Source organism: Falsiroseomonas tokyonensis (genome assembly GCF_019024325.1).
GTDB lineage: Bacteria > Pseudomonadota > Alphaproteobacteria > Acetobacterales > Acetobacteraceae > Falsiroseomonas > Falsiroseomonas tokyonensis.
Genome location: NZ_JAFNJS010000002.1, coordinates 103,053 through 124,109, shown reverse-complemented (window position 1 = coordinate 124,109; position 21,057 = coordinate 103,053). Strand labels below are relative to the sequence as shown.

Sequence of the window (21,057 nt, the reverse complement as noted above, 5' to 3'; positions counted from 1 at the left end):
GGGCGCGGGGGGCGCCCGCCACCATCACCGCGGCCTGTGCGGGGTGGTTCACGGTGGGGCCAAGGCGGCGGATGTAGCGCGGCGCCGCCTGCACCCGGTGCTGCAGGGCCACGGCCTGGGCGATCTCGCCGATGCGGGTCTCCAGATGCGTCCGCACCGCCTCGTCCAACGCCCGCGCGGTGCCGCGCAGGAAGACGGTGCCGGGGATGACATTGGGCGCCGCCGCATCGCCGGCCGCCATATGGCCGACGCTGACCACGGCGGTGCCGAGCGGGTCCACCTCCCGCGCCGCGATCGCCTGCAGGCCGAGGATGAAGGCGGCCGCCGCCAGGGTCGCGTCGCGGCCGAGATGCGGCTTGGCGCCATGCGTGCCGATGCCGGTGAAGGTGACTTCCCAGGTGTCGGAGCTGGCGAGCACCGCGCCCTTCGGCACGGCAATGGTGCCCATCGGCAGGCCCGGCAGGTTGTGCAGGCCGTAGATCGCCTCCACGGGGAAGCGCTCGAACAGCCCCTGCTCCGCCATCACGCGTGCCCCGCCGAGCGATTCCTCGGCCGGCTGGAACACCAGCTGAACCGTGCCGGCAAACCGGTCCCGGTTCGCCGCCAGCCATTCGGCGGCGCCGAGCAGCATCGCGGTATGGCCATCATGGCCGCAGGCATGCATGCGGCCGGGCGCCTCGCTGGCATAGGGCAGGCCCGTCGCCTCGGTCATCGCCAGCGCGTCCATATCGGCGCGCAGCGCGATGGCGCGGTTCCCCGGGCGGCCCTGGATGGTCCCCACCACGCCGGTGCCGGCCAGCCCCTCCGTCACAGGGATGCCCCAGCCGCGCAGCAGCGCGGCCACCCGGGCGGCGGTGCGGTGTTCCGCGAAGCCGAGCTCCGGATGGCGGTGGAAATCCTGGCGCCATTCGGTCAGCTCGGCCAGGCGCGGCGCAAAGTCGTCGGGGCGGGGCAAGGGTGTGGCCTCAGGCGGTGCGGGCGGGCGGGATAGCATGGGCGGCGCCCCAGATCGCCTCCTCCGAAAGGCCGAGCTCGGCGAAATCCGCGGCGCGCAGCGGCGCCTCTCCTTCCGAGTAGAATTCATCGAGCTGCGGCGGCTTCACGCGGGTGGAGGAGAGCATCGCATGCGCCTGGCCGCGATGGTGGATCTGGTGCTGGAACAGGTGCAGCAGCAGCCGGTCCCGCCGCTCCTCCTGCACCGTCGTTGCGCGGTTCACCCGCACGATCGCGGCGAGATCCGCCTCGACCAGCCCGGCGCAATGCGCCATCAGCCGCCGGTCCACCGCCACCTGCGCCGCCCAAAGCCCGGGCAGGTCCGGATGCGGCACGCGGTTTGCCCAGGCGGCGGGGCCGAGCCAGCCGCCCTCCAGCGCATCCACATAGAACCAGTCGATGATCAGGATGTGGTTCAGCGTCTCGATCAGGCTGGGAAAGAAGCCGCTGCGCGGCGCCGCCAGCTCCTCCGGCGTCAGCGCCGCGCAGGCCTTCAGCAGGCGGTGATTGGCCCAGGCATTGTTGCTGGCCTGGGCGTGGAACAGGTTCGGCATCATCCGGATGCGCTCCGCCGGTTGCGGCTGAAGGGCCGAGCATGGCATTTTGCCGCCCGCACACCCAGTGGAACCCGGATGGCGTATTGGCAGCATTTTGGCGCGCCGCCGGCCGCGCGCGCGCCGTTTCAGGATCGCTACCCGGCGGCGATGCCGGACGGCTTGCGGCTGGACCTTCCGCTGCGTGATTTTTCGGATTTCGCGGTCGCCGGGCTGATCGCCAACCAGGCCAGCTTTCCGGTGATCCGTCGGCTGGCGGGCTGGATGACGGAGGTCGCGCGGCCCCTTCAGCCCGAGGTCGTGGTGGGCCTGCCGAGCCTCGGCCAGGTCTTTGCGCCGCTGGTGGCGGAGGCGCTCGGCCACGCGAACTGGGTCGCCCCCGGCTGGTCCCGCAAGCGCTGGTACGAGGAACGGCTCTCCGTCCCCATCCATTCCATCACCTCCCCCACCCCGCGCCGGCTGTGGCTGGACCCGCGCATCCTGGACCGGCTGGCCGGGCGCCGCGTGCTGCTGGTGGATGACGTGATCTCCACCGGCAGCTCGGCGCTCGCCGGGCTGGAGCTGCTCGAAGCGGCCGGCGTCGCCCCCGTGGGGCTCCTGGTCGCCATGATCCAGGGCCATCGCTGGCAGGCGGACTGGCCCGCCGCCATTCCGGTCCGTGGCGCCTTCGCGACGCCGATCTTTCGGCCCTCCCCCGCCGGCTGGATGCCGGAGGAAGGGACCGCGCCGCATCACCTCTGCCTGACTCTCGACGCCAAGGACCACGCCGCATGATCCGCAGCTTCCGCGCCGCCCTGCTGGGCGCCGCCCTGTTCGCCACGCCTGTGATGGCGCAGGACAACATCCGCATCGGCGTGGAGGCCGGCCCCACCAGCCTGGATCCGCATTTCGCCAGCCTGATCACCAACATCGCCTTCGCCCGCCATGTCTTCCAACCGCTGATGGAACAGGACGCGAAGCAGGACCTGCGCCCCGCCATCGCGGAATCGATGCGCCCGATCGACGAGCTGACCTGGGAGGTGAAGCTCAACCCCGCCGCCCGCTTCCATGACGGCGCGCCGGTGACGGCGGACGACATCGCCTTCACCATCAGCCGCGCCGGCGACGTGCCGAACTCCCCCTCCTCCTTCCGCTACGCGACGCGGCCGATCACGGGGGTGGAGGCGGTGGACGCCACCACGCTGCGCATCCGCACCAGCCAGCCGACGCCGCTGCTGCCGAACTTCCTGGCGCTGGTGATGATCGTCTCCCGCAAGCATGGCGAGGGCGCCAGCACGGCGGACTACAATGCCGGCCGCGCCATGGTCGGCACCGGCCCCTTCCGCCATGTCTCCTGGCAACCCGGCAGCCCGGTGGTGATGGAGCGCAACCCGGCCTTCGGCGGCACCGCGCCGGCCTTCCAGCGCGTGGAGTTCCGCCCCATCGCCAATGCCGGCGCCCGCGTCGCCGCCCTGCAGGCGGGCGATGTCGACCTGATCGAGATCGTGCCCCCCGACCACTTCGCCCGCTTCAAGGCCGAAGCCGCGCGCTTCGCCACGGCGGAAAGCCCCTCCAACCGGCTGATCTTCCTGACGCTGGACAGCGACCGCGTGGACAGCCCCTTCATCCGTGGCCGCGACGGCGCGCGCATCGACAATCCGCTGCGCGATGCCCGCGTGCGCCGCGCGCTCTCGCTCGCCATCAACCGGGACGCCATCGTCACCCGCATCATGCAGGGCCAGGCGCTGGCCGCCGGCGACCTCGGCCCGCCCGGCTATTTCGGCACCTCGCCCGACATGACGCCGCCGCCCTTCGACCTGGCGGAGGCGCGGCGCCTGCTGACGGAGGCCGGCTACCCCAATGGTTTCGCCGTGCAGATCAACGGCCCGAACGACCGCTACACCAATGACGAGCAGGTGGTGCAGGCCATCGCCCAGATGTGGACGCGGCTCGGCCTGGCGCCGACGGTCGAGACCAAGACGCGCTCCATGTGGCTGAGCGAGGCGGCGGCGCTGCGCTATTCCGTGAACCTCGCCGGCTTCTCGCCCAACCCCGAACTGCTGGGGATGCTGGAGACGCAGGTGCATAGCTGGAACACCACGCTCGGCCTGGGCACCGCCAATCGCGGGCGGTTCTCCAATGCGGAGATCGACGCCATCATCCAGCAGGCGCGCACCACCATCGACGACGACCGCCGCCGCGCCCTGACGCAGCAGGCGACGCGCATGGCGCTGGTCGATCAGACGGCGCTGATCCCGCTGTATTTCCAGGTGAATACCTGGGCGATGCGCCGTGGCTTCACCTATGAGGCGCGGACGGATGAGATGACGCTGGCCTTCAGCGCCGGGCGCGCGCCGCGGTGAACCAGCCCGTCGATCCCGCGATCCGCGCCCGCGCCGTCCAGGCCGCGCGCGGCGTAGCGCCCTTCGACTTGCTGTTGACGGGCGGCACGGTGGTGGATGTGGCGACGGGCGAATTGCGCACGGCGGATGTGGGCCTCGTCGGGCCGCTGATCGCCTCCGTCCATCCGCCGGGTGCGCGGGAGGATGCGGCGCGGGTGGAGGATGTGGCGGGGCGCTTCCTGGCGCCAGGCTTCATCGACAGCCACCTGCATTACGAAAGCAGCTGCATGGCGCCGGCGGATTACGCCGCCGTCGTCGTCCCCGCCGGCACCACCACCTGCGTCTGGGACCCGCATGAGCTGGCCAATGTGCTGGGCGTGCCCGGCGTGCGCTGGGCGGTCGAGGCCTCCCGCAACCTGCCCTTGCGCACGCTGGTCGCGGCGCCCTCCTGCGTGCCCTCCGCGCCCGGCTTGGAACTGGCGGGCGCCGAGATCGGCGCGGCCGAGATGGCCGAAATGCTGTCCTGGCCGGAAGTGGTCGGCGTGGCGGAGGTGATGGACATGCCCGGCGTGCTGCGCGGCACGCAGCACATGACGGGCATCGTCGGCGCCGGCATGGCCTCCGGCAAGAACGTCAATGGCCATGCGCGCGGGCTGCTGGATGCGGACCTGCAGGCCTATGCCACGGCCGGCGTCACCTCCGACCACGAGATCACCGCCGCCGAGGATTTTCTGCAGAAACTGCGCGCGGGGCTGACGGTGGAGCTGCGCGGCAGCCACGACCAGGTGCTGCCCGGCGCCGTCGCGGCCCTCGCCACCCTGCCGCTGCTGCCGCCCAACCTGGTGCTGGCGACGGACGACATCTTTCCGGACGAACTCGTTGCCAAGGGTGGCCTGCGCGACACCATGGCCCGGGTCATCGCGCGCGGGCTATCGCCGATTTCGGCGATCCGGCTCGCGACACTGCAGGCCGCGATGGGGTTGAAGCGGGACGATCTCGGGCTGGTCGCGCCGGGGCGGCGGGCCGATATCGTCGTGCTGTCGGATCTCGCCACCGTCGCGGTGGATCGCGTGCTGGTCGATGGCGTGGTCGTCGCGCGCGACGGCGCACTGGTCACGCCGCCGGCACGGCGCGTGGATGCGCCCACCAGTACGATGAAGCTGCCGCCGCAATCGCCGGAGGCTTTTCGCCTGCATGTGAAGGGCGTGCGGAACGGTCGGGCCAGGCTGCGCCGCATCCTCGGCTCCCGCTTCACCGTCTGGGGCGAGGCCGAGGTCACCGTCACCGATGGCGTCGCCGAAGTGCCGCCCGGCCATGCCGTGCTGACCATCATCCACCGTCACGGCCGTGCGCCGGCCCTGCCCAAAACCTGCATGACGGATGGCTGGGGCGCGATGCGCGGCGCCATCGCCACCACCATCGCGCATGACAGCCACAATCTGCTGGTGCTGGGCGACACGGCGGAAAACATGGCCGCCGCGGCGAATGCCGTGATCGCGGCCGGCGGCGGCATGGCGGTGGCGGAAGCCGGCGCGGCAACCGCCGTGCTGCCGCTGCCCATTGCCGGCCTGCTCGCGGAAACGCCGCCCGCCCTCACTGCCCGCAATTTCTCCGCCTTGCGCGCCGCGGCGGATCGCGTCTGCGACTGGCAGCCGCCCTACCGCATCTTCCGCGGCATCACCGGCATCTCGCTGGCCTGCAATGCCGGGCCGCATCTGACCGATCTCGGCCTGACCGATGGCAGCACCGGCGAGATCTTCGACCCGGCGGAACCGCTGCTGCACAGCTCGAACTGACCAGCGCCTCGGTTCGGGAAGGGCGGCGCCTCAGCACCGCTGGTTGGCCAGCCGCGCCCGCCGCGCCGGCTGGCGCCGGCGGTCCAGCATGGCGGCGAAGCCGGCCAGCGCGGCGGTGCCCGCCGGGATCAGCAGAAGTTCCAGCCACCAGGCCCCGCCCGGATGCAGCGCCAGTGCCGAGGCGACACCCCAGGACAGGAACAGGCCCAGGCAGAAGACATGCAGGCTGTGCTGGCCGATCAGCGCCAGCACGCGCGGCACCATCCCATGCATCCAGGGCGCGTCGCGCGGCACCACCACCGCGACCAGCCAGGCCAGCGCCAGCGCATGGGCCAGCCGCAGCGGGCCGAGCACCGGCTTGTGCGCCGCATCCTCCAGCAGCGCCGGCGCCGGCACCACCCAGCCGTAATGGCCGAGCTTCACCCAGAGCCCCGCCGCCACCACCACCCCCGCCAGCACGAACAGCGCCGGATGCCGCGGCAGCGGCGCCGCGCCGAGCAGCGCGCGACGGCCGAGCCAGGCGCCGAGCAGGAACAGAAGCTGCCAGGCGAAGGGATCGAAGCCGATCTCCGTGCCCCCCAGCCCCGGCGGCGTCAGGCCGAAGACCTGCGTCGCCGCATACAGCGCGAAGGGCAGCAGCAGCGCCCGATCGCCCAGCCGTTCCAGCAGCCACAGGAAGGGCGCCAGCAGCAGCATGCAGAAGACGAACAGCGGCAGGATGTCCATGAAGGCCGGCTGGTACAGCAGCACCAGCATGCCGCCGATGGCGCGCAGCGGGTCCTCCGCCAGCCAGCCCCAGCCCACGGCCTCGGGCGGCACGGGGGATGTCATGCGCGCCCAGAAGACCATGGCGGCGAAGAGCACGAAGACCACGACATGCGTTAGATACAGGCGGCGGATGCGCAGCAGCAGGTCGCGCAGCGCGGCGCCAAAACCGTCCCGCGCGCGCTTCAGCGTGAAGACGGAACCGAGCGCCAGGCCGGAGAGCAGCACGAACTGCTCGGAACTGTCGGAGACACCCCAGCTCGCATGGATGCCCCAGAACCAGATCGCGCCGAAGGCATGCGCGATGAAGATAGAAACCTGCAGCCAGCCGCGCAGCACATCCAGGCGGACATCCCGCGGCGGCCGCTGCAGCGCGACCTGCTTCGGCGCGGCCACGGTTCAGGCCGCCCGCGGCAGGAAGCGGTTGCGCAGCCAGGACAGGGTGGCGATCGCCTCCTCGCGATGGGCGAAGAGCACGAAGAGCGCCATGAACCAGGTGAAGACCGCTTCCTTGAACAGCTGGCCGCCATCGCCATAGGGGTCGATGCCGAGCGGGCTGACGGTGTGGAAGAAGATGGCACCGGACATGGTGCCGAGGGAGAGCGCCGCGCCGAACATCCGCGTGCGCGGGATCAGCACGAAGACGGCGCAGAAGATCTCCAGGATGGCGACGAACAGGCGAAAGGGCTTCTCGCCACCCGGCGTGCCGAGCCAGTCGGACAGGATGGTGAAGAGGTAGACGGAGCCTTCGTTGCCGGTGAGCTTGAACTGCTGGTACCAGGTCAGCTCATAGGCGATCCAGATCGCGGCCGGCCAGGCCAGCAGCTTCAGCAGGCGGTCGGTGCCGGGGGAAAGCGTCAGCATGGCCAGGGGCTCCGGTGGGTGGATGCCCCTGCTTCGCCAAGTGACGGAAGCTGGTTACGCGCCCATTTCTGAGAGCAGCGCGGCGGAGGGCTCCACCCCCAGGCCGGGCCCGTCCGGCAGGGTATAGAAGCCCGCCTCGCACTGCATGTGGGTGCGGCCGGTGGGTTGGGTCAGGCGCAGGTTCGGGTCGAAGATGCTGTGCTGGTATTCGTGCCAGGGCAGCTTTTGCAGCGCACTCGCCGCCTGCAGGCTGGCCGCCATGAAAAGGCCGACGCCGATCGCCGCATGCGGCATGATGGCGACATGATGCGCATGGCAGAGCGCGCCGATGCGGAGAAATTCCGTGATGCCGGTATGGCCCATCTCCGGCTGGCCGATGGCCATGCAGCGATGCTGCAGGCGCGGCAGCCATTCGAAGACGGTGCGCAACTCCTCACCCAGCGCGATCGGCACGCCGACGCCGCGCGCGACCTCCGCGACGCCCAATATGTCCTCCGGGGCGCAGGGGGCTTCGGCGAAGGCGAGGCCGTGCGGTTCCAGGCGGCGGATCAGGCGGATGGCCTCGGCCGCGCTGTTCTTCCAGTGCAGGTCGGCCATGATGGAGGCCTTGGGGCCGAGGCCCTCGCGCAGCGCCGCGATCTCCGCCTCCGCGCCATCATCGGCGACGACGGCGGCAAATTTGAATCCCGCAAAACCGCGCGCCTGCCAGTCGCGGGCGAAGTCCACACGTTCCGGCAGCGTGGCGCGCGGCAGGCCCGAGACATAGGCGGGGATGCGGTCATGCCGCCGGCCGCCGAGGAGGGTGGAGACGGGCACGCCGAGCCGCCGCCCCAGCAGGTCCCACAGCGCGATGTCCACGGCCGCCAGCGCATCCAGGTAGAAGCCGCCAAAGAAGCCGCGCACGCGCATGAGGTCGTAGAGATCCTCGTGGATTACCGCGGGGGCGGAGGGATCGCGGCCTTCCAGCACCGGCGCCAACACGTCGTCCACGATGGCGCGCACCGCCCCCGGCGCCACGATGCCATAGGTCTCCCCCCAGCCGGTCAGGCCCTGTTCCGTGTCGATGCGCAGGACGATGCTGCGGTCCTGTGTCGGGTAGAGGGTGCGGTTGCCGAGGCGCACGATATAGCCGGCGCGATTGACGAACTCGCCGTCGCGCAGCGGGCCGAGATAGGGCACGTCGCGCGGGATGCTGACGACATGCGCCGTGACGCGCGCAATGCGATCGGGGCGCTGCTGGCGCGGCCGATTCACGGCGCCGCGGCCTTCGCCGCTCTGCCGATCGGACGCGGTCATCGCGGCTTGTGCATCGTCATCATGGGTGCGGCCGTGGCGATAAGCTCGCCGATCTCGGCGAGGTCGCCCGCATCGAAGCGCGGCCCCGCGGCGCGGGCGCCCACATGCTCCAGCAGGCCACGCCGCCGCAGCACTTCCTTCGTCGCGCGCACGCGAAAATTCATCTGGAAGAGCAGCAGCGGCAGGGTCTCGGTATAGATGCGCCGCGCCTGCGCCCTGTCGCCGGACTGCCAGGCCGTCCACAGCGCCGCATGGGCATCGGCGAGTTCGAGTGCCGGCATGGTGCCATTGGCGCCGCGGGCGAATTCGTCCAGCACGAAGCGCGCGCCGGCGCCGCCCATCACACCCTCCAACCGGCCATGCGCGGCGGCGAGGATGCGGGAGACGTGCTGGCCGCAGGGCAGGGTTTCCTCCTTCACGTAGCGGATCGCGGGCACCGCTTCCGCCACGGCGGCGACGGCTTCGGGCGAGAGCGCGGCGCCGTTCGGCGCGGGCGCGTTCTGCAGCATGATGACGAGGCCTGGTGCGGCCTCCGCCACGGCGCGGAAGAAGGCGACCTGCTTCGCCACATCCTGGCCGGCCTGGGGCGGCGCCATGATCATGGCGCAGACGGCGCCGACCGCCATGCCTTCGCGCGCGCGTGCCGCGCTCTCGGCCGGGTCGGCATGGCTGGCGCCGACGATGAAGGGCAGCCGCCCTGCGAGATGCGCGCCGAGCACGGCGACCATCTGCCCGCGCTCCGCCGCGCTCAGCGTCTCCACCTCGCTCGCCATGCCGGGGAAGACCACGCCATCGACCCGCGCTTCCACGGCGAAATCGATCAGCCGCCGGAAGGCCGCCTCATCCACCGCATTTTCGGCGGTGAAGGGCGTCGGCAGTACGGGAAACACGCCGGACAGCTTGGGCATGAGTGAAGAAAATCCTTAGCCGTGGAAGGGGGGTTCGGGCAGGCCGCGGGGGCCGCCAAAGGGACCGCCGATGTCGATGGCGAAGACGGAGCCGGAGAGGGGCGCCTCCGCGAGTTCCGCCGCGGACAGCCGCACGCGGGCGCTTGTGACAAAGAGCGTGGCGAGGTCCGGACCGCCGAAGGCGCAGCTGGTGGGGCGCGGCACCGGCAGGTTCACGGCGCGGTCGAGGCTGCCGTCAGGCCGGTAGCGCGCGACGCGCCAGCCATCCCAAAGCGCGACCCAGACGCAGCCTTCGGAATCCACCGTCAGCCCATCCGGCACGCCCTCGCCTTCCGCAAAGGTCACAAAGGGGCGGCGGTTGGCGAGGGTGCCGCTGGCCAGGTCGAAGTCGAAGACATCGATGCGCAGGCGGCCGCTGTCCGCGAGATACAGCAGCGCGTCATCCGGGCTGAAGCCGATGCCATTCGCCACATGCAGCCCCGCCTGCATCACCCGCACCTGGCCGGCGGGGTCGATGCGGTGCAGCGCGCCCGCATCCGGCGTGGAATCCAGCGCGAGCGAGCCCACCCAGAAGCGCCCGGCGCGATCGCACTTGCCGTCGTTCAGCCGCAGCGGCGCGCCCTCCGCGATCGGCGCCGCCACCACGCGGCCCAGCCCCGCCGCATCCAGCAGCCGCAGGCCGGACCGCGCGGCGGCGACCAGCCCGCCGTCGCGGCGCGGTGCCAGGGCCGCAACCAGCTCCTCCACCGGGATGACGGCGTCCTCGCCGGTGGCGGTGTCGCTGATATGCACGGCGGGCCCCAGGATATCGACCCAGTGCAGCCGGCCCTCGTGCCAGAGCGGCCCCTCCCCCAGCAGCGCCTCCGCCCGCACGGCAAGCGTCACGCCTTCGGAAATGCTGGCTGGGCGTGGTGCCACGGTCAGCGTCATGGCGGATTGCGCGGCATTGCCGGAGATGCGGCGCGCGGCCTCCATCACCTCTCGCCCCAGCGCATGCAGCCGTGGCTCGCCCAGGCGGAAGGCGGGGCCGACGAGGCAGATGGTGCCGAGCGGCCGGGCGCGGCGGTCCAGCACCGCGGCGGCCACCGCATTCACGCCGGCGGCCGCTTCCTCCAGGGACAGCGCATAGCCGCGCGCCGCGACCAGCGCCAATTCGCGCTCCAGCGCCGACAGGTCGGTGATGCTGCGCGGGCCGGGCGCGGCGAGCGGCATCAGGCGGTCCAGCAGCAGCCGGCGTTCCGCGGCGGGCAGCTGCGCCAGCATCGCCTTGCCGCAGGCGCTGGCATGCGGCAGGGCGCGGGCGCCCACGCGGTTGACCAGGCGCACCGCCTCCTGCTCGGCATCGCGCTGGTCGACATAGAGCACGCCGTCGCCATCCAGCACCGCCAGCCGCGCGGTTTCGCCGGCCAGGCGGGCAAGCCGTTCCAGCTCCGGCGCCGCCGTCGCGCGCAGATCGAACCCGTCCCAGACCCGATGCGCCATTTCCAGGAAGCGCGCGCCGAGGGCGTAGGTCTGGGTCGCCGGCTCGTGCCGCAGCAGGCGCGCCTCGACCAGCGCGGCCAGGATGCGATGCGCGGTGGGGCGGGCGAGGCCTGCGCGGTCGGCGATCTCAGCGAAGCGCAGCGGCGCGGAGGCATCGGCCACCAGGCCGAGCAGGGCGATGCCGCGGGTCAGCGCCTGGGTGCCGGGCACCGCGGCCTGGTCGTCCTCCGTCTCTGCCGGCCTGCTGCGCGCCATGCCTCTCCCCGATTGACCGCGTCCTGTCGTGTCCATATCGTGGAACCAAGTTCCAAGTCACGCAAGACACCAATGGAACGGGAGGAACCACCCATGCGCCGCCGCCAGCTCGCCGCCCTGAGCCTCGCCGCCCTCGCCACGCCATCCCTGGCCCGGGCCCAGCCCGCCTGGCCCAGCCGGCCGGTGCGCTTCATCATCCCCTTCCCGCCCGGCGGCGCCGCGGACCTGGTCGGCCGCATGCTGGCAGCGCATTTCCAGACCGCCTTCGGCCAGGGCTTTGTCGTGGAGAATCGCGGCGGCGCTGGCAGCGCCATCGGGGTGGATGCGCTGGCCAAGGCGCCGGCGGATGGCACGGCGGTCGGCATGATCAATATCGCCGCCAATGCCATCCTGCCCGCCGTGCGCAAGGTGCCCCTGCCCTACCGCCCCATCGAGGATTTTGCGCCGGTTTCCAACCTGGCGGTGACGCCGGCGCTGCTGCTGGTGAATCCGCGCAAGCTGCCGGATGTGCGGACGGTGGCGGACCTCGTCGCGGCGGCGAAGGCACGGCCGGAGGCGATCAACTTCGGCTCCTCCGGCGTCGGCTCCTCGCTGCATCTCGGCATGGAGCTGTTCATGGCCAAGGCGGGCATCCGCATGACCCATGTGCCCTTCGCAGGCGGCGGGCCGCTGCTGCAGGCTTTGCTGGCCGGCACCATCGACTGCTCGCTGGATGTCGCGGCCACCACCACGCAGCTGATCCGCGACGGGCAGATCCGCGCGCTGGCCACCACGGCGCCGGCGCGCATGCCGATCTACCCGGACCTGCCGGCGCTGAACGAGACCTATCCCGGCGCCGAGCTCGCCTCCTGGCACGGCCTGGCGGCCCCTGCCGGCACGCCGGCGCCGATCCTGGCGCGGCTCTCGGCGGAAACCCAGGCCTTCCTGCGCCAGCCCGAGACGGTGCAGCGCTACAGCCAGCTCAACCTGGACATGCCGCAGCACACGACGCCGGAGGCCTTCAGCGCCTTCATGGTGCGGGAGTTGGCGACCTTCCGCGACCTCGCGCGCGCCCAGAACATCGTGGTGGAGTGACAGCCATGCACCGCCGCAGCCTGCTGGGCGCCAGCCTCGCTTTGCCCTTCGCCGCGCAGGCACAGGGCAGCTTTCCGGATCGGCCGGTGACCCTGGTGGTGGGCTATGGCGCTGGCGGCGCCACGGACATCATCGCCCGCACCCTGGCGGAGCGCATGCAGCCGCTGCTCGGCCAGCCGATGGTGGTGCAGAACCAGCCGGGCGCGGGCGGCACCATTGCCTCCGACCGCGTCGCCAAGGCGGCGCCGGATGGATACACGATCATGCTGATCGCCAATGCGCATGCCGTGGCGCCGGGGCTTTATGCGCGGCTGCCCTATGACACCGCGGGCGATTTCTCGGCCGTCTTCCTTGCCGGCCATTCGGCGAATGTGCTGGTGGTGCCCGCGGGATCCCCGGACCGAGACCTCGCCGCGCTGGTCGCCCGCGGCAAGGCCAGCGCCACGCCGTTGCAGACCGGCAGCGCCGCCCTGGCCGGCTGGCAGCCCGCGCATCAGATCATGAAGGAGGCCTACGGGCTGACGCTGGAGCACGTGCCCTATCGCAGCGGCCCGCAGGGCCAGACGGACCTGATCGCAGGCCGCCTCGACTTCATGGTGAGCAATGTGCTGGAGGTGGCGGAGCATGTCCGCGCCGGCCGCCTGCGCGCCCTTGCCGTCACCAGCCCGACGCGCAGCCCGATGCTGCCGGAGGTGCCGACCTTTGCGGAGCTCGGCGTCGCGGCGCTGCAGTCCGACAGCTGGTTCGGCTTCCTGGCGCCGCGCGCCACGCCGGCCGCGGCGCTGGACCGGCTGCACGGCGCCTTTGCGCAGGTGGCGTCGGTGCCGGAGGTGCAGGCGCGGCTTGGGACGCTGGGGCTGATTCCGGCGCCGATGACGCGCGAGGAATGGGGGCGCTTTTATCTCGCGGAGGTGGAGCGGTGGTCGGCGGTGCCGCGGCGGGCGAGTATCCGGATCGAGTGAGGGCGCGCTTGCCCCCACCCCGACCCTCCCCCGTAAACTACGGGGGAGGGAGAAGGGTCAGCCGAAGTCCATCTCCAGGAAGATCGGCAGGTGGTCGCTGCCCTTGGCCGCGGTGTCGATGCTGGCGGCGCGGAAGGCGGGGACCAGCGACGGGTGCAGGAAGGCGTAGTCGATCCGCGCGCCCTCCTCGCTCGCCCATTCGGCCAGGGTATAGCCGGAGTTCTCCGCGTTGCCGGCCAGCACCCAGGAATCCGCGAACTGGCCGCGCACCGCGACCCGGCCGCGGCGGCGGGTGGGGTCGCCGACCAGCATCGGGTATTCGGGGTCGGCCGGCCGCAGGTTGAAGTCGCCGAACAGGATGCAGGGCTCGGGCGGGGCGGGTTCGGCCCAGCCCTCGGTCCAGTCATGGTCGCGGCCATTGGCCCAGGCCATGCCGTCGCGCGGGGCGCTGGCCACCATCGCCTTCAGCGCGGCGATCTGCGGCATGCGCGTGCCCGGCGTCAGATGCGAGAGGTGGATGGAATAGACGCGGATCGGCCCGCCCGGCAGGTCGATCACCGCCTCCACCGCGCAGCGCTGGATGTCCTGCTCATCCGCCGGCGGCAGGAAGGGCAGCGGCAGGGTGCGGGTGGAGCGGATGGGGAAGCGCGAGAACACGGCATTGCCGAAGCGCCGCCGCCGGTTCACCAGCCGGCCGCTGTCATCGCGGTAGCTGGCATCCACGTCATAGGTGGCGCCGAAGACCATGTGCCGATCCAGCCGCTCCGCAAACCAGGCGGCCTGGTCGACGAAGCCGCTGCGGGCGAAGCCGGAGGTGACCTCCTGCATCGCGATCACATCGGCCTGCTCGACCTCCCGCGCGATGCGCTCCAGGTCATAGAGCCCGTCCTGGCCCCTGCCGTATTGGATATTGTAGCTGGCGAAGCGGATGGTCACGGCGGCGTCCTCGAAGTCCGGGCGCGGACCTTGCCGCCGAAGCCCGCGGCGCGTCGAGGGTCGGAACCGTGACAGCGGCTACTCCGCGATCAGGTCCACCCCTACCGTCAGCTTCTGCCGCCCGCCGCCCAGCAGGATGCCGGTGACCGGGCTGACATCGGAAAAATCGCGCCCCCAGGCCAGCAGCAGATGCTCGTCCGAGACCACCAAATCGTTGGTCGGGTCGAGATCCACCCAGCCATGCCGCGGCCCCAGCCAGCAGCCGACCCAGGCATGGCTCTGGTCCGCCCCCTGGCGCCGCGCCTGCCCGGGCGGCGGCCGGGTGCGGACATAGCCGGAGCAGTAGCGCGCCGGCAGGCCGAGCGCGCGCAGCCCCGCGATCATCAGATGGGCAAAGTCCTGGCAGACGCCGGCGCGCAGCTCCAGCACGCGGGAGACCGGCGTTGAGATGCTGGTGACGCCCGCCTTGAAGGCGAAGTCGCGGCGGATGCGGGCGCAGAGATCCCGCACCCCGGCCATGATCGGCCGGCCCGGCGGGAAGGATTCGGCGGCATAGACCCCGGCCGCGCGTTCCGCCGGCGCGTGGTGGCTGGGCAGGGTGAATTCCGCCGCGTCCCACCCCTCGGCGCTGCGCGCCGCCTCCCGCACCTCTTCCCAGGGCAGGGTCTCCCCGGCGGGCGGCGGTGGCGGGAAATCCACCTCCACCGTCGCCTCCAGCGTCACCTCGAAGGCGTCATGCGTGCTGCCTAGGAACAGCCAGGTGACGCCATTGCCGAAATGGTCCCGGCCATCCCGCCGCCGCCCGCCCTGCGGCATCACCTCGATCGCCGTCTGCCGCACCACCTGCCCTGGCAGCTCCCGCGGCGACAGGTGCAGCAGGTGGGAGGCGAGGTCGACGGACCGGCCGTAGCGATAGGCGGTGCGGTGGGACAGGCTGTAGCGCGTCATCTAGTCGCTCGCCCCCTCGCTTGTCCCCTCGCCTGTCCCCTCGGGGCCCCCGGCATCCGTCTCGCCCAGCGCATGGGTGCGGACATGGCTGACATAGCGCCGCGCCACGGCATCCGAGAGTGCCGCCGTCTCCGTCTCCAGCGCATGCAGCGCGGCGGGCAGCGCGGCCGTCGCCGCGTCCCGGTCCGTGGCCACCAGCACCGAATCGACCAGCGCCTGCGGCCGCGCGGCGAGCGAGGCGGCGGTGGCCGCCAGCCCATCCTCCGCCCCGCCGATCTCGGCCAGCCGGTCGGAGACGGCGGAGAGCTGGAAGCCGAGTGCGCGCGGATTGCCGGGGTCGGCCAGCACCAGGTCCAGCACCGGCGCCGCCTGCACCGCGGCGAGATACCGCGCGCGATAGGTCAGCGCGCTGTCGCAGATCTCGAGCGCCAGGCGCAGCCCCGCCTCCAGCCGCTGCGGCGGCTGGTCCAGCGCATGCGCCAGGTTGCGCGCCGTGGCGTTGGCGCGCTCGATCCGCCGGCCAAGGTCCAGGAACATCCAGGCGCCGCCACGCACCATGTTTTCCGCCGCGATGCCCGACAGCGTGGCGCAGAAGCGGATGATGGCGGTGGCCGCCTGGGACAGGGCATCGACCCCACCGGTGCCCAGCAGCAGGCGCGCGCGGCCTTCCTGGATCAGATGCGCGAAGGCGGCCCACATGTCATGCGTCAGCCGGTCGCGCACCGCGACCTGCGGCCGCTCCACCGCCTCCAGCAGGCCGAGCAGCGCGCCGCCCGGCCCGGCGGCGGCGCGCAGTGCGCGCGGCAGGGCGGTGCCGTCGGCGGGGCTGGCCGCGGCCTCGGCATCGATCAGCCCGGCGGCGTGCAGGCAGCGCGCCAGCGCCTTCACCTCCGCGATTTCCCGCGGCAGGGCTGCGCCCCGCAGCAGCCGCGACAGCAGCGCGCGCAGCAGCCGCGCCGCCGCATCCAGCCGCTCCACATAGCGGCCGAGCCAATAGAGGTCGTCCGCCACGCGGCTCGGCAGGTCGCCGGAGGCGCGGCGGATCGCCAGCTGGGTGGCGCGGGGCGCGGAAGGGCCGAGGATGTCCTGCGCATCCTCCGCGATCACCCAGACATCCTTGGCCGCGCCGCGGCGGGCCGGTGGGCCGGCGATGGCACCGCTGCCCTCCAGCAGATGCGCCAGGCCGCCCGGCATGGCCTGCCAATTGCCCATGGCATCCCGCGCCAGGAACATGCGCAGCACCACCGGCGCGGGCTCCAGCGACTCCCCCACCAGCTGCGGGGCGGCGGAGGGGAACATCGGCCGGGTCGCGGCGAACATCCAGGGCGCCGCGCTGCCCTTCTCGGAAAACACCTCGAGCGCGCCGAGCGGCGTCGCCTGGCCGGGGTCGAAGGCGGAGCGCAGGCGCCAGGCATCGGGCGCAGCCTGCACGATGGCGCGGGCGGCCGGGTCGCCCATCCACAGCGTCTCCAGGCCCGGCAGCAGCAGCTCCTCATGCAGCAGGGCGCGGGCGCAGGCGGGCAGGTAGGGCGCGGCGCCGGGGGCCTCGGCCAGCATGGAGCCAGGCGCATTCACCAGCCGCACGGCGCCGTCGCGCAGCGTCTGCATCAGCCCGGGCACGCCGGTGCCGGCATCGAATTCCAGCGGGTCGGTGGCCTCGCCCTTGATCCGGCGCAGGATGACATCGACGCGCTTCAGCCCGCGCAGCGTCTTCAGCAGCACCTGGCCGTCCCGCACCGTAAGGTCGCCGGCCTCCACCAGTTCCAGGCCGAGCTCGCGGGACAGGAACAGATGCTCCAGCCAGGTCTCCTGCTTGGCGCCGGGCGTCAGCAAAGCCAGGCGCGGATTGTCGACGCCGGAGGGGGCGAGCGCCTGCAGCGCGTCGATCCAGGTATCGAAGAAGGGCCGCAGCGCGCGCACCTGCACGGCCCGGAAGGCCTCCGGCAGGGCGCGGGCCAGCAGGTTGCGGTTCTCCGCCGCGAATCCCACGCCATTCGCACCTCCGGCGCGATCCGCCAGCACCCGCCATTGCCCATCCGGCCCACGCAGAAGATCGGCGCCGTAGAAGGTCAGGCGGGGAAAGGGCACGGCGGCGGGGGCGCGGCAGGGGCGCAGGAAATGCGGATTGCCGAAGACCAGCGTGGCCGGCAGCACCCCCTCGGCCAGCAGGTTTTGGGGGCCATAGAGGTCGTCCAGCAGGGCCGAGAGCAGCCGCGCGCGTTGCGCCAGCCCGGCCTCCAGCGTGCCGAATTCGGCGGCCGAGAGCATCAGCGGCACCGGGTCGCAACGCCAGGGGCGGCGGGTGCGGCTGGGCGAATCGGCCAGCACCGTCGCCACGCCCTCCTCCTCGAAAGCGCGGTCGAGGCGGCGGCCGCGCTCGGCGACGGCGGGGTAGCCGAGCGAGGAGAAGGCGCCGAGCAGCCCGCGCCAATGCGGCCGCACCTGGCCGCGGCCGTCCACCATCTCATCCAGCTGCGGCGGGGCGTTGTGCCCTTCGGCCGCTGTCGGGGCCGGCTGGGGCTCGGCCAGTTGGGCGTCGGTCAGGTGTGGCGCCTCAGGTCCAGGGTGCGGGGGGTGGCGCGGGACTGTAGCACGCGCGGCGCCGGCATGGCGCCCGGCGTGTGGCCGAAGGGGAAGAACAAGGCGCGGCGCCGCGCCTCGGCCTCGTTCGCATTGACCGGGAAGGTCTGGTAGTTGCGGCCGCCCGGATGCGCGACGTGGTGCTGGCAGCCGCCCAGGCTGCGGCCGGTCCAGCTGTCCCAGATATCGAAGGTCAGCGGCGCCTGGGCGCGCACCGTGGGGTGCAAGGCGGAAGGCGGGTCCCAGGCCTTGAAGCGGATGCCGGCGACGTATTCGCCCTCCGTCCCCGTCGGCGTCAGCGGCACGGCGGCGCCGTTGCAGGCCAGGGTGAAGCGTTCCTCCACCCAGCCGGTGACCCGCGCCTGCAGGCGTTCCACGCTGCTGTCGACATAGCGGGTGGTGCCGCCGGAGGTGGTTTCCTCGCCCAGCACATGCCAGGGCTCCAGCGCATTGCGCAGTTCCAGCTCCATGCCGTGGACGGCGATGGCGCCGACCTTGGGGAAGCGGAATTCGAAATGCGGCTCGAACCACGCGGCCTCGATGGGGAAGCCGAGGGCGCGCACCTCCTCGATAACTTCCGCAAAATCCTGGCGGGCGTGGTGATGCAGCATGAAGTCGTCATGCAGGCGCGTGCCCCATTTGATCAGGCGGCGCTCATAGGGGCGTTCCCAGAAGCCGGCGACCAGGCTGCGCAGCAGAAGCTGCTGGGCGAGCGACATGCGCCAATGCGGCTGCATCTCGAAGCCGCGGAATTCCACGAGGCCGAGGCGCCCCCCGGCCCGGCCCGGATCGTACATCTTGTCGATGCAGAACTCGGTCCGGTGGGTATTGCCCGTCATATCGACCAGCAGATTGCGGAAGATCCGGTCGACCAGCCAGGGCGAGACCTGCGTGCCGGGGGGCGGCACTTCGGCCAGCGCCGTCTCCAGCTCATGCACCGCATCGCTGCGCGCCTCATCCACGCGGGGATGCTGGCTGGTCGGGCCGATGAACAGGCCGCTGAACAGATACGACAGCGAGGGGTGGTTGTGCCAGAAGCCGACCAGCGACTTCAGCAGGTCCGGCCGGCGTAGGAAGGGGCTGTCCGCCGGGGTTGCCGCGCCCATGACCATGTGGTTGCCGCCGCCGGTGCCGACATGGCGGCCATCCAGCATGAATTTTTCCGCGGCCAGGCCGATCTGGCGGGCTTCCTCGTAGAGCGTCTCGGTGCGCGCCGCGAGGTCCGGCCAGCTGGCGGAGGGATGCACATTCACCTCGATCACGCCCGGATCGGGGGTGATGGAGAAGCTCGGCAGGCGCGGATCGTGCGGCGGCGGGTAGCCTTCAAGGAAGACCTTGCGGCCGGCCTCACGCGCCGTCGCCTCGATGGCGGCGACCAGGTCGAGCCAGTCCTGGGCGAGCGCCAGCGGCGGCAGGAAGATGTGGATCAGGCCGTTGCGCGGCTCGACGCAGAGCGCGGTGCGCACCACGCCCGGCTCCTCCTTCCCCGGCTCCGGCACCGGCTGTTCCACGATGCGGGCGCGGGCCGGGCCTTCGCGATGCGGCGCCAGGGGTTCGCGGCGCGCGAAGGGGTCGGGCTCCGGCTCCGCCTCGATGGCCTCGGCGCTGGCCCAGGGCAGGCTGTCCAGCGGCAGGCGGAACCCCATGGGGCTGTCACCGGGGATCAGGAACAGCTCGCCATCCCGAAAGGACCATTTGCCGGATTCCCAGGCGCGCTCGGCACCGACGCCGGCGCGGCGCAGCGGCAGCACGCTGCCGACCTCCGCCGCCAGGCCCTGGCCGTACAGGCGGGCGAGGCGGGCGCGTTCCAGCGGGTCCTTCAGCTTGGCGTCCTCGGCCACGACATTGGCCGGCAGGCGCTGCTCCTTCCACAGGTAGTAGTGCACATCCTCCCGCGCCGGCATCAGCAGCGCCGGATCCAGACCCAGGCGGGTGGCGAGCGAAGCGGCAAAGGCCGTGGCGTCCCGCGGCGTCGCATTGTCCGTGTCGTCGTCGCTGGCGAGCAGCGCGGGGTCGGTCCAGACCGGCTCGCCATCGGCGCGCCAATGGCAATGCAGGCCCCAGCGCGGCAGCGGCTCGCCGGGATACCACTTGCCCTGGGCGTAGCTCAGCGCGGAGCCGGGCGCCCAGAGCGGCTGCAACCGGCGCAGCAGCCGGCCGGCCAGCTTGCGCTTGGTCGGGCCCAGCGCATCGGTGTTCCACTCGGCGGCGTCGCGATCGCCCTCCGCCACGAAGGTCGGCTCGCCGCCTACCGTCAGGCGCACGTCGCGCGCGGACAGCACCTGGTCCACCTTGGTGCCGAGCGCCATGATCCGCGCCCAGTCCTCCTCCGCATAGGGCTTGGTTACGCGCGGCGATTGCGCGACGCGGCGGACCTCCATGTGGAAGCCGAACTCGGTCTCCGCCTGGTCCACCCCACCGGTGATGGCGGCCGCCGAGGCGGGTTCCGGCGTTGCGGCCAGGGGGATATGCCCCTCCCCGGCCAGCAGGCCGGAGGTGGCGTCCAGCCCGATCCAGCCGGCGCCGGGCACATAGACCTCGCACCAGGCATGCAGGTCGGTGAAGTCGACGGAGGTGCCGACCGGGCCGGTCACGGATTTCACATCCGGCACCAGCTGGATCAGGTAGCCGGAGACGAAGCGCGCGGCGAAGCCGAGGTGGCGCAGGATCTGCACCAGCAGCCAGCCCGAGTCGCGGCAGGACCCCTTGCGGTTCGCCAGCACTTCCTCCGGCGTCCAGACGCCGGGCTCCATGCGGACGATGTAGTCGATCTCGGTGGAGAGCTTCTGGTTCAGGTCGACCAGGTAGTTCACCGTGCTCGGCGCCTCGCGCGGGATGCCTTTCAGATAGGCCTCGAGCAGCGGGCCGGGGGCAGAGACGCGGCGGAAGGGCGCGAGCTCCTGCGCCAGGACGGGGTCGTAGGTGAAGGGGAAGCTCTCGGCCTCCGGTTCCACGAAGAAGTCGAAGGGGTTGATCGTGGCCATATCGGCCAGCAGGTCGACCGTGACGACGAATTCCCGCACCCGCTCCGGGAAGACGACGCGGGCGATGAAATTGCCCTGCGGGTCCTGCACCCAGTTCAGGAAATGCGGTTTCGGCGAGATGTCGAGCGAATAGGACAGGATCGGCGTGCGGCAATGCGGCGCCGGGCGCAGCCGGATCAGCTGCGGCGACATGCCGACCAGGCGGTCGTAGCGGTAGCTGGTGCGATGGGTGAGCGCGGCGTGGATGCTCATGGGGTGGGGGATGTCCCGGCCGGAATTTTCACCTTTCGCTATCCCATTGGAATGGGAACCGCCGCAAGGCCGCCCGAGCCCGCCAGG

The 21,057-nt window shown here is 71.9% G+C and carries 16 protein-coding genes (1 of these 16 cut by a window edge); 5 read left to right on the top strand and 11 right to left on the bottom strand.

Going from position 1 to position 21,057, the window contains the following annotated elements:
- Both J3S20_RS31370 and J3S20_RS06700 read right to left on the bottom strand, forming a co-directional pair.
- A protein-coding gene (locus tag J3S20_RS31370) for an amidohydrolase (protein WP_456305689.1) crosses the window boundary here: on the bottom strand, positions 1-994 show its beginning. It extends 1,166 nt beyond the left edge of the window; 994 of the gene's 2,160 nt are visible here — the first part of the coding sequence; its start codon is at positions 992-994; its stop codon lies beyond the left edge, outside the window.
- A complete protein-coding gene (locus tag J3S20_RS06700; protein WP_216835681.1) occupies positions 966-1,550 on the bottom strand; it encodes a DinB family protein in 585 nt (194 codons plus the stop codon). Before J3S20_RS06700 ends, J3S20_RS31370 begins: the two co-directional genes overlap by 29 nt.
- 75 nt (positions 1,551-1,625) lie before the next feature.
- Here J3S20_RS06700 and J3S20_RS06695 point away from each other — a divergent pair, with 75 nt between their 5' ends.
- The 3 genes from J3S20_RS06695 to J3S20_RS06685 are packed head-to-tail and all read left to right on the top strand — an operon-like array spanning position 1,626 to position 5,664.
- Positions 1,626-2,321 (top strand): phosphoribosyltransferase, encoded by a 696-nt coding sequence (locus tag J3S20_RS06695; RefSeq protein ID WP_216835680.1) that lies wholly within the window; start codon positions 1,626-1,628, stop codon positions 2,319-2,321.
- Entirely contained in the window at positions 2,318-3,889 is a 1,572-nt protein-coding gene (locus J3S20_RS06690) for an ABC transporter substrate-binding protein (protein WP_246602470.1), read from the top strand. The genes J3S20_RS06695 and J3S20_RS06690 overlap by 4 nt, the downstream gene beginning before the upstream one ends.
- Complete coding sequence (locus J3S20_RS06685) at positions 3,886-5,664, top strand: adenine deaminase (protein WP_216835679.1); 1,779 nt, start codon at positions 3,886-3,888, stop codon at positions 5,662-5,664. The genes J3S20_RS06690 and J3S20_RS06685 overlap by 4 nt, the downstream gene beginning before the upstream one ends.
- Before the next feature lie 30 nt (positions 5,665-5,694).
- On the opposite strand, the gene opgC is transcribed toward J3S20_RS06685, so the two are convergent.
- The 5 genes from opgC to J3S20_RS06660 are packed head-to-tail and all read right to left on the bottom strand — an operon-like array spanning position 5,695 to position 11,234.
- Positions 5,695-6,825: an OpgC domain-containing protein gene (gene opgC / locus J3S20_RS06680; protein WP_216835677.1), complete on the bottom strand. Its 1,131-nt coding sequence runs from the start codon at positions 6,823-6,825 to the stop codon at positions 5,695-5,697.
- Between the two features lie 3 nt (positions 6,826-6,828).
- Positions 6,829-7,293 (bottom strand): DoxX family protein, encoded by a 465-nt coding sequence (locus tag J3S20_RS06675; RefSeq protein WP_216835675.1) that lies wholly within the window; start codon positions 7,291-7,293, stop codon positions 6,829-6,831.
- A gap of 54 nt (positions 7,294-7,347) precedes the next feature.
- The gene (locus tag J3S20_RS06670) at positions 7,348-8,589 is read right to left on the bottom strand and encodes a mandelate racemase/muconate lactonizing enzyme family protein (protein ID WP_216835673.1); all 1,242 of its coding nucleotides are present in this window, start codon (positions 8,587-8,589) and stop codon (positions 7,348-7,350) included.
- A complete protein-coding gene (locus J3S20_RS06665; protein WP_216835671.1) occupies positions 8,586-9,497 on the bottom strand; it encodes a dihydrodipicolinate synthase family protein in 912 nt (303 codons plus the stop codon). Before J3S20_RS06665 ends, J3S20_RS06670 begins: the two co-directional genes overlap by 4 nt.
- 15 nt (positions 9,498-9,512) lie before the next feature.
- A complete protein-coding gene (locus tag J3S20_RS06660) occupies positions 9,513-11,234 on the bottom strand; it encodes an SMP-30/gluconolactonase/LRE family protein (protein ID WP_216835669.1) in 1,722 nt (573 codons plus the stop codon).
- A 93-nt stretch (positions 11,235-11,327) separates the two neighbouring features.
- Here J3S20_RS06660 and J3S20_RS06655 point away from each other — a divergent pair, with 93 nt between their 5' ends.
- Both J3S20_RS06655 and J3S20_RS06650 read left to right on the top strand, forming a co-directional pair.
- Positions 11,328-12,308 carry a Bug family tripartite tricarboxylate transporter substrate binding protein gene (locus J3S20_RS06655; RefSeq protein ID WP_216835667.1) on the top strand — a complete coding sequence of 327 codons (981 nt, stop codon included), beginning with the start codon at positions 11,328-11,330 and terminating at the stop codon, positions 12,306-12,308.
- A 5-nt stretch (positions 12,309-12,313) separates the two neighbouring features.
- Positions 12,314-13,270, top strand: coding sequence for a Bug family tripartite tricarboxylate transporter substrate binding protein (locus J3S20_RS06650; RefSeq protein WP_216835665.1), 957 nt, complete (start codon positions 12,314-12,316; stop codon positions 13,268-13,270).
- A 57-nt stretch (positions 13,271-13,327) separates the two neighbouring features.
- Here the strand turns inward: J3S20_RS06650 and J3S20_RS06645 are convergent, their stop codons facing one another.
- The 4 genes from J3S20_RS06645 to J3S20_RS06630 form a co-directional block, all read right to left on the bottom strand.
- A complete protein-coding gene (locus tag J3S20_RS06645; protein ID WP_216835663.1) occupies positions 13,328-14,206 on the bottom strand; it encodes an endonuclease/exonuclease/phosphatase family protein in 879 nt (292 codons plus the stop codon).
- A gap of 78 nt (positions 14,207-14,284) precedes the next feature.
- Positions 14,285-15,154: a transglutaminase family protein gene (locus tag J3S20_RS06640; protein ID WP_216835661.1), complete on the bottom strand. Its 870-nt coding sequence runs from the start codon at positions 15,152-15,154 to the stop codon at positions 14,285-14,287.
- Positions 15,155-17,617 (bottom strand): circularly permuted type 2 ATP-grasp protein, encoded by a 2,463-nt coding sequence (locus J3S20_RS06635; protein ID WP_216835659.1) that lies wholly within the window; start codon positions 17,615-17,617, stop codon positions 15,155-15,157.
- Positions 17,618-17,694: 77 nt separating this feature from the next.
- Positions 17,695-20,970 carry a transglutaminase family protein gene (locus J3S20_RS06630; protein ID WP_216835658.1) on the bottom strand — a complete coding sequence of 1,092 codons (3,276 nt, stop codon included), beginning with the start codon at positions 20,968-20,970 and terminating at the stop codon, positions 17,695-17,697.
- Between the last annotated feature and the right edge of the window lie 87 nt (positions 20,971-21,057).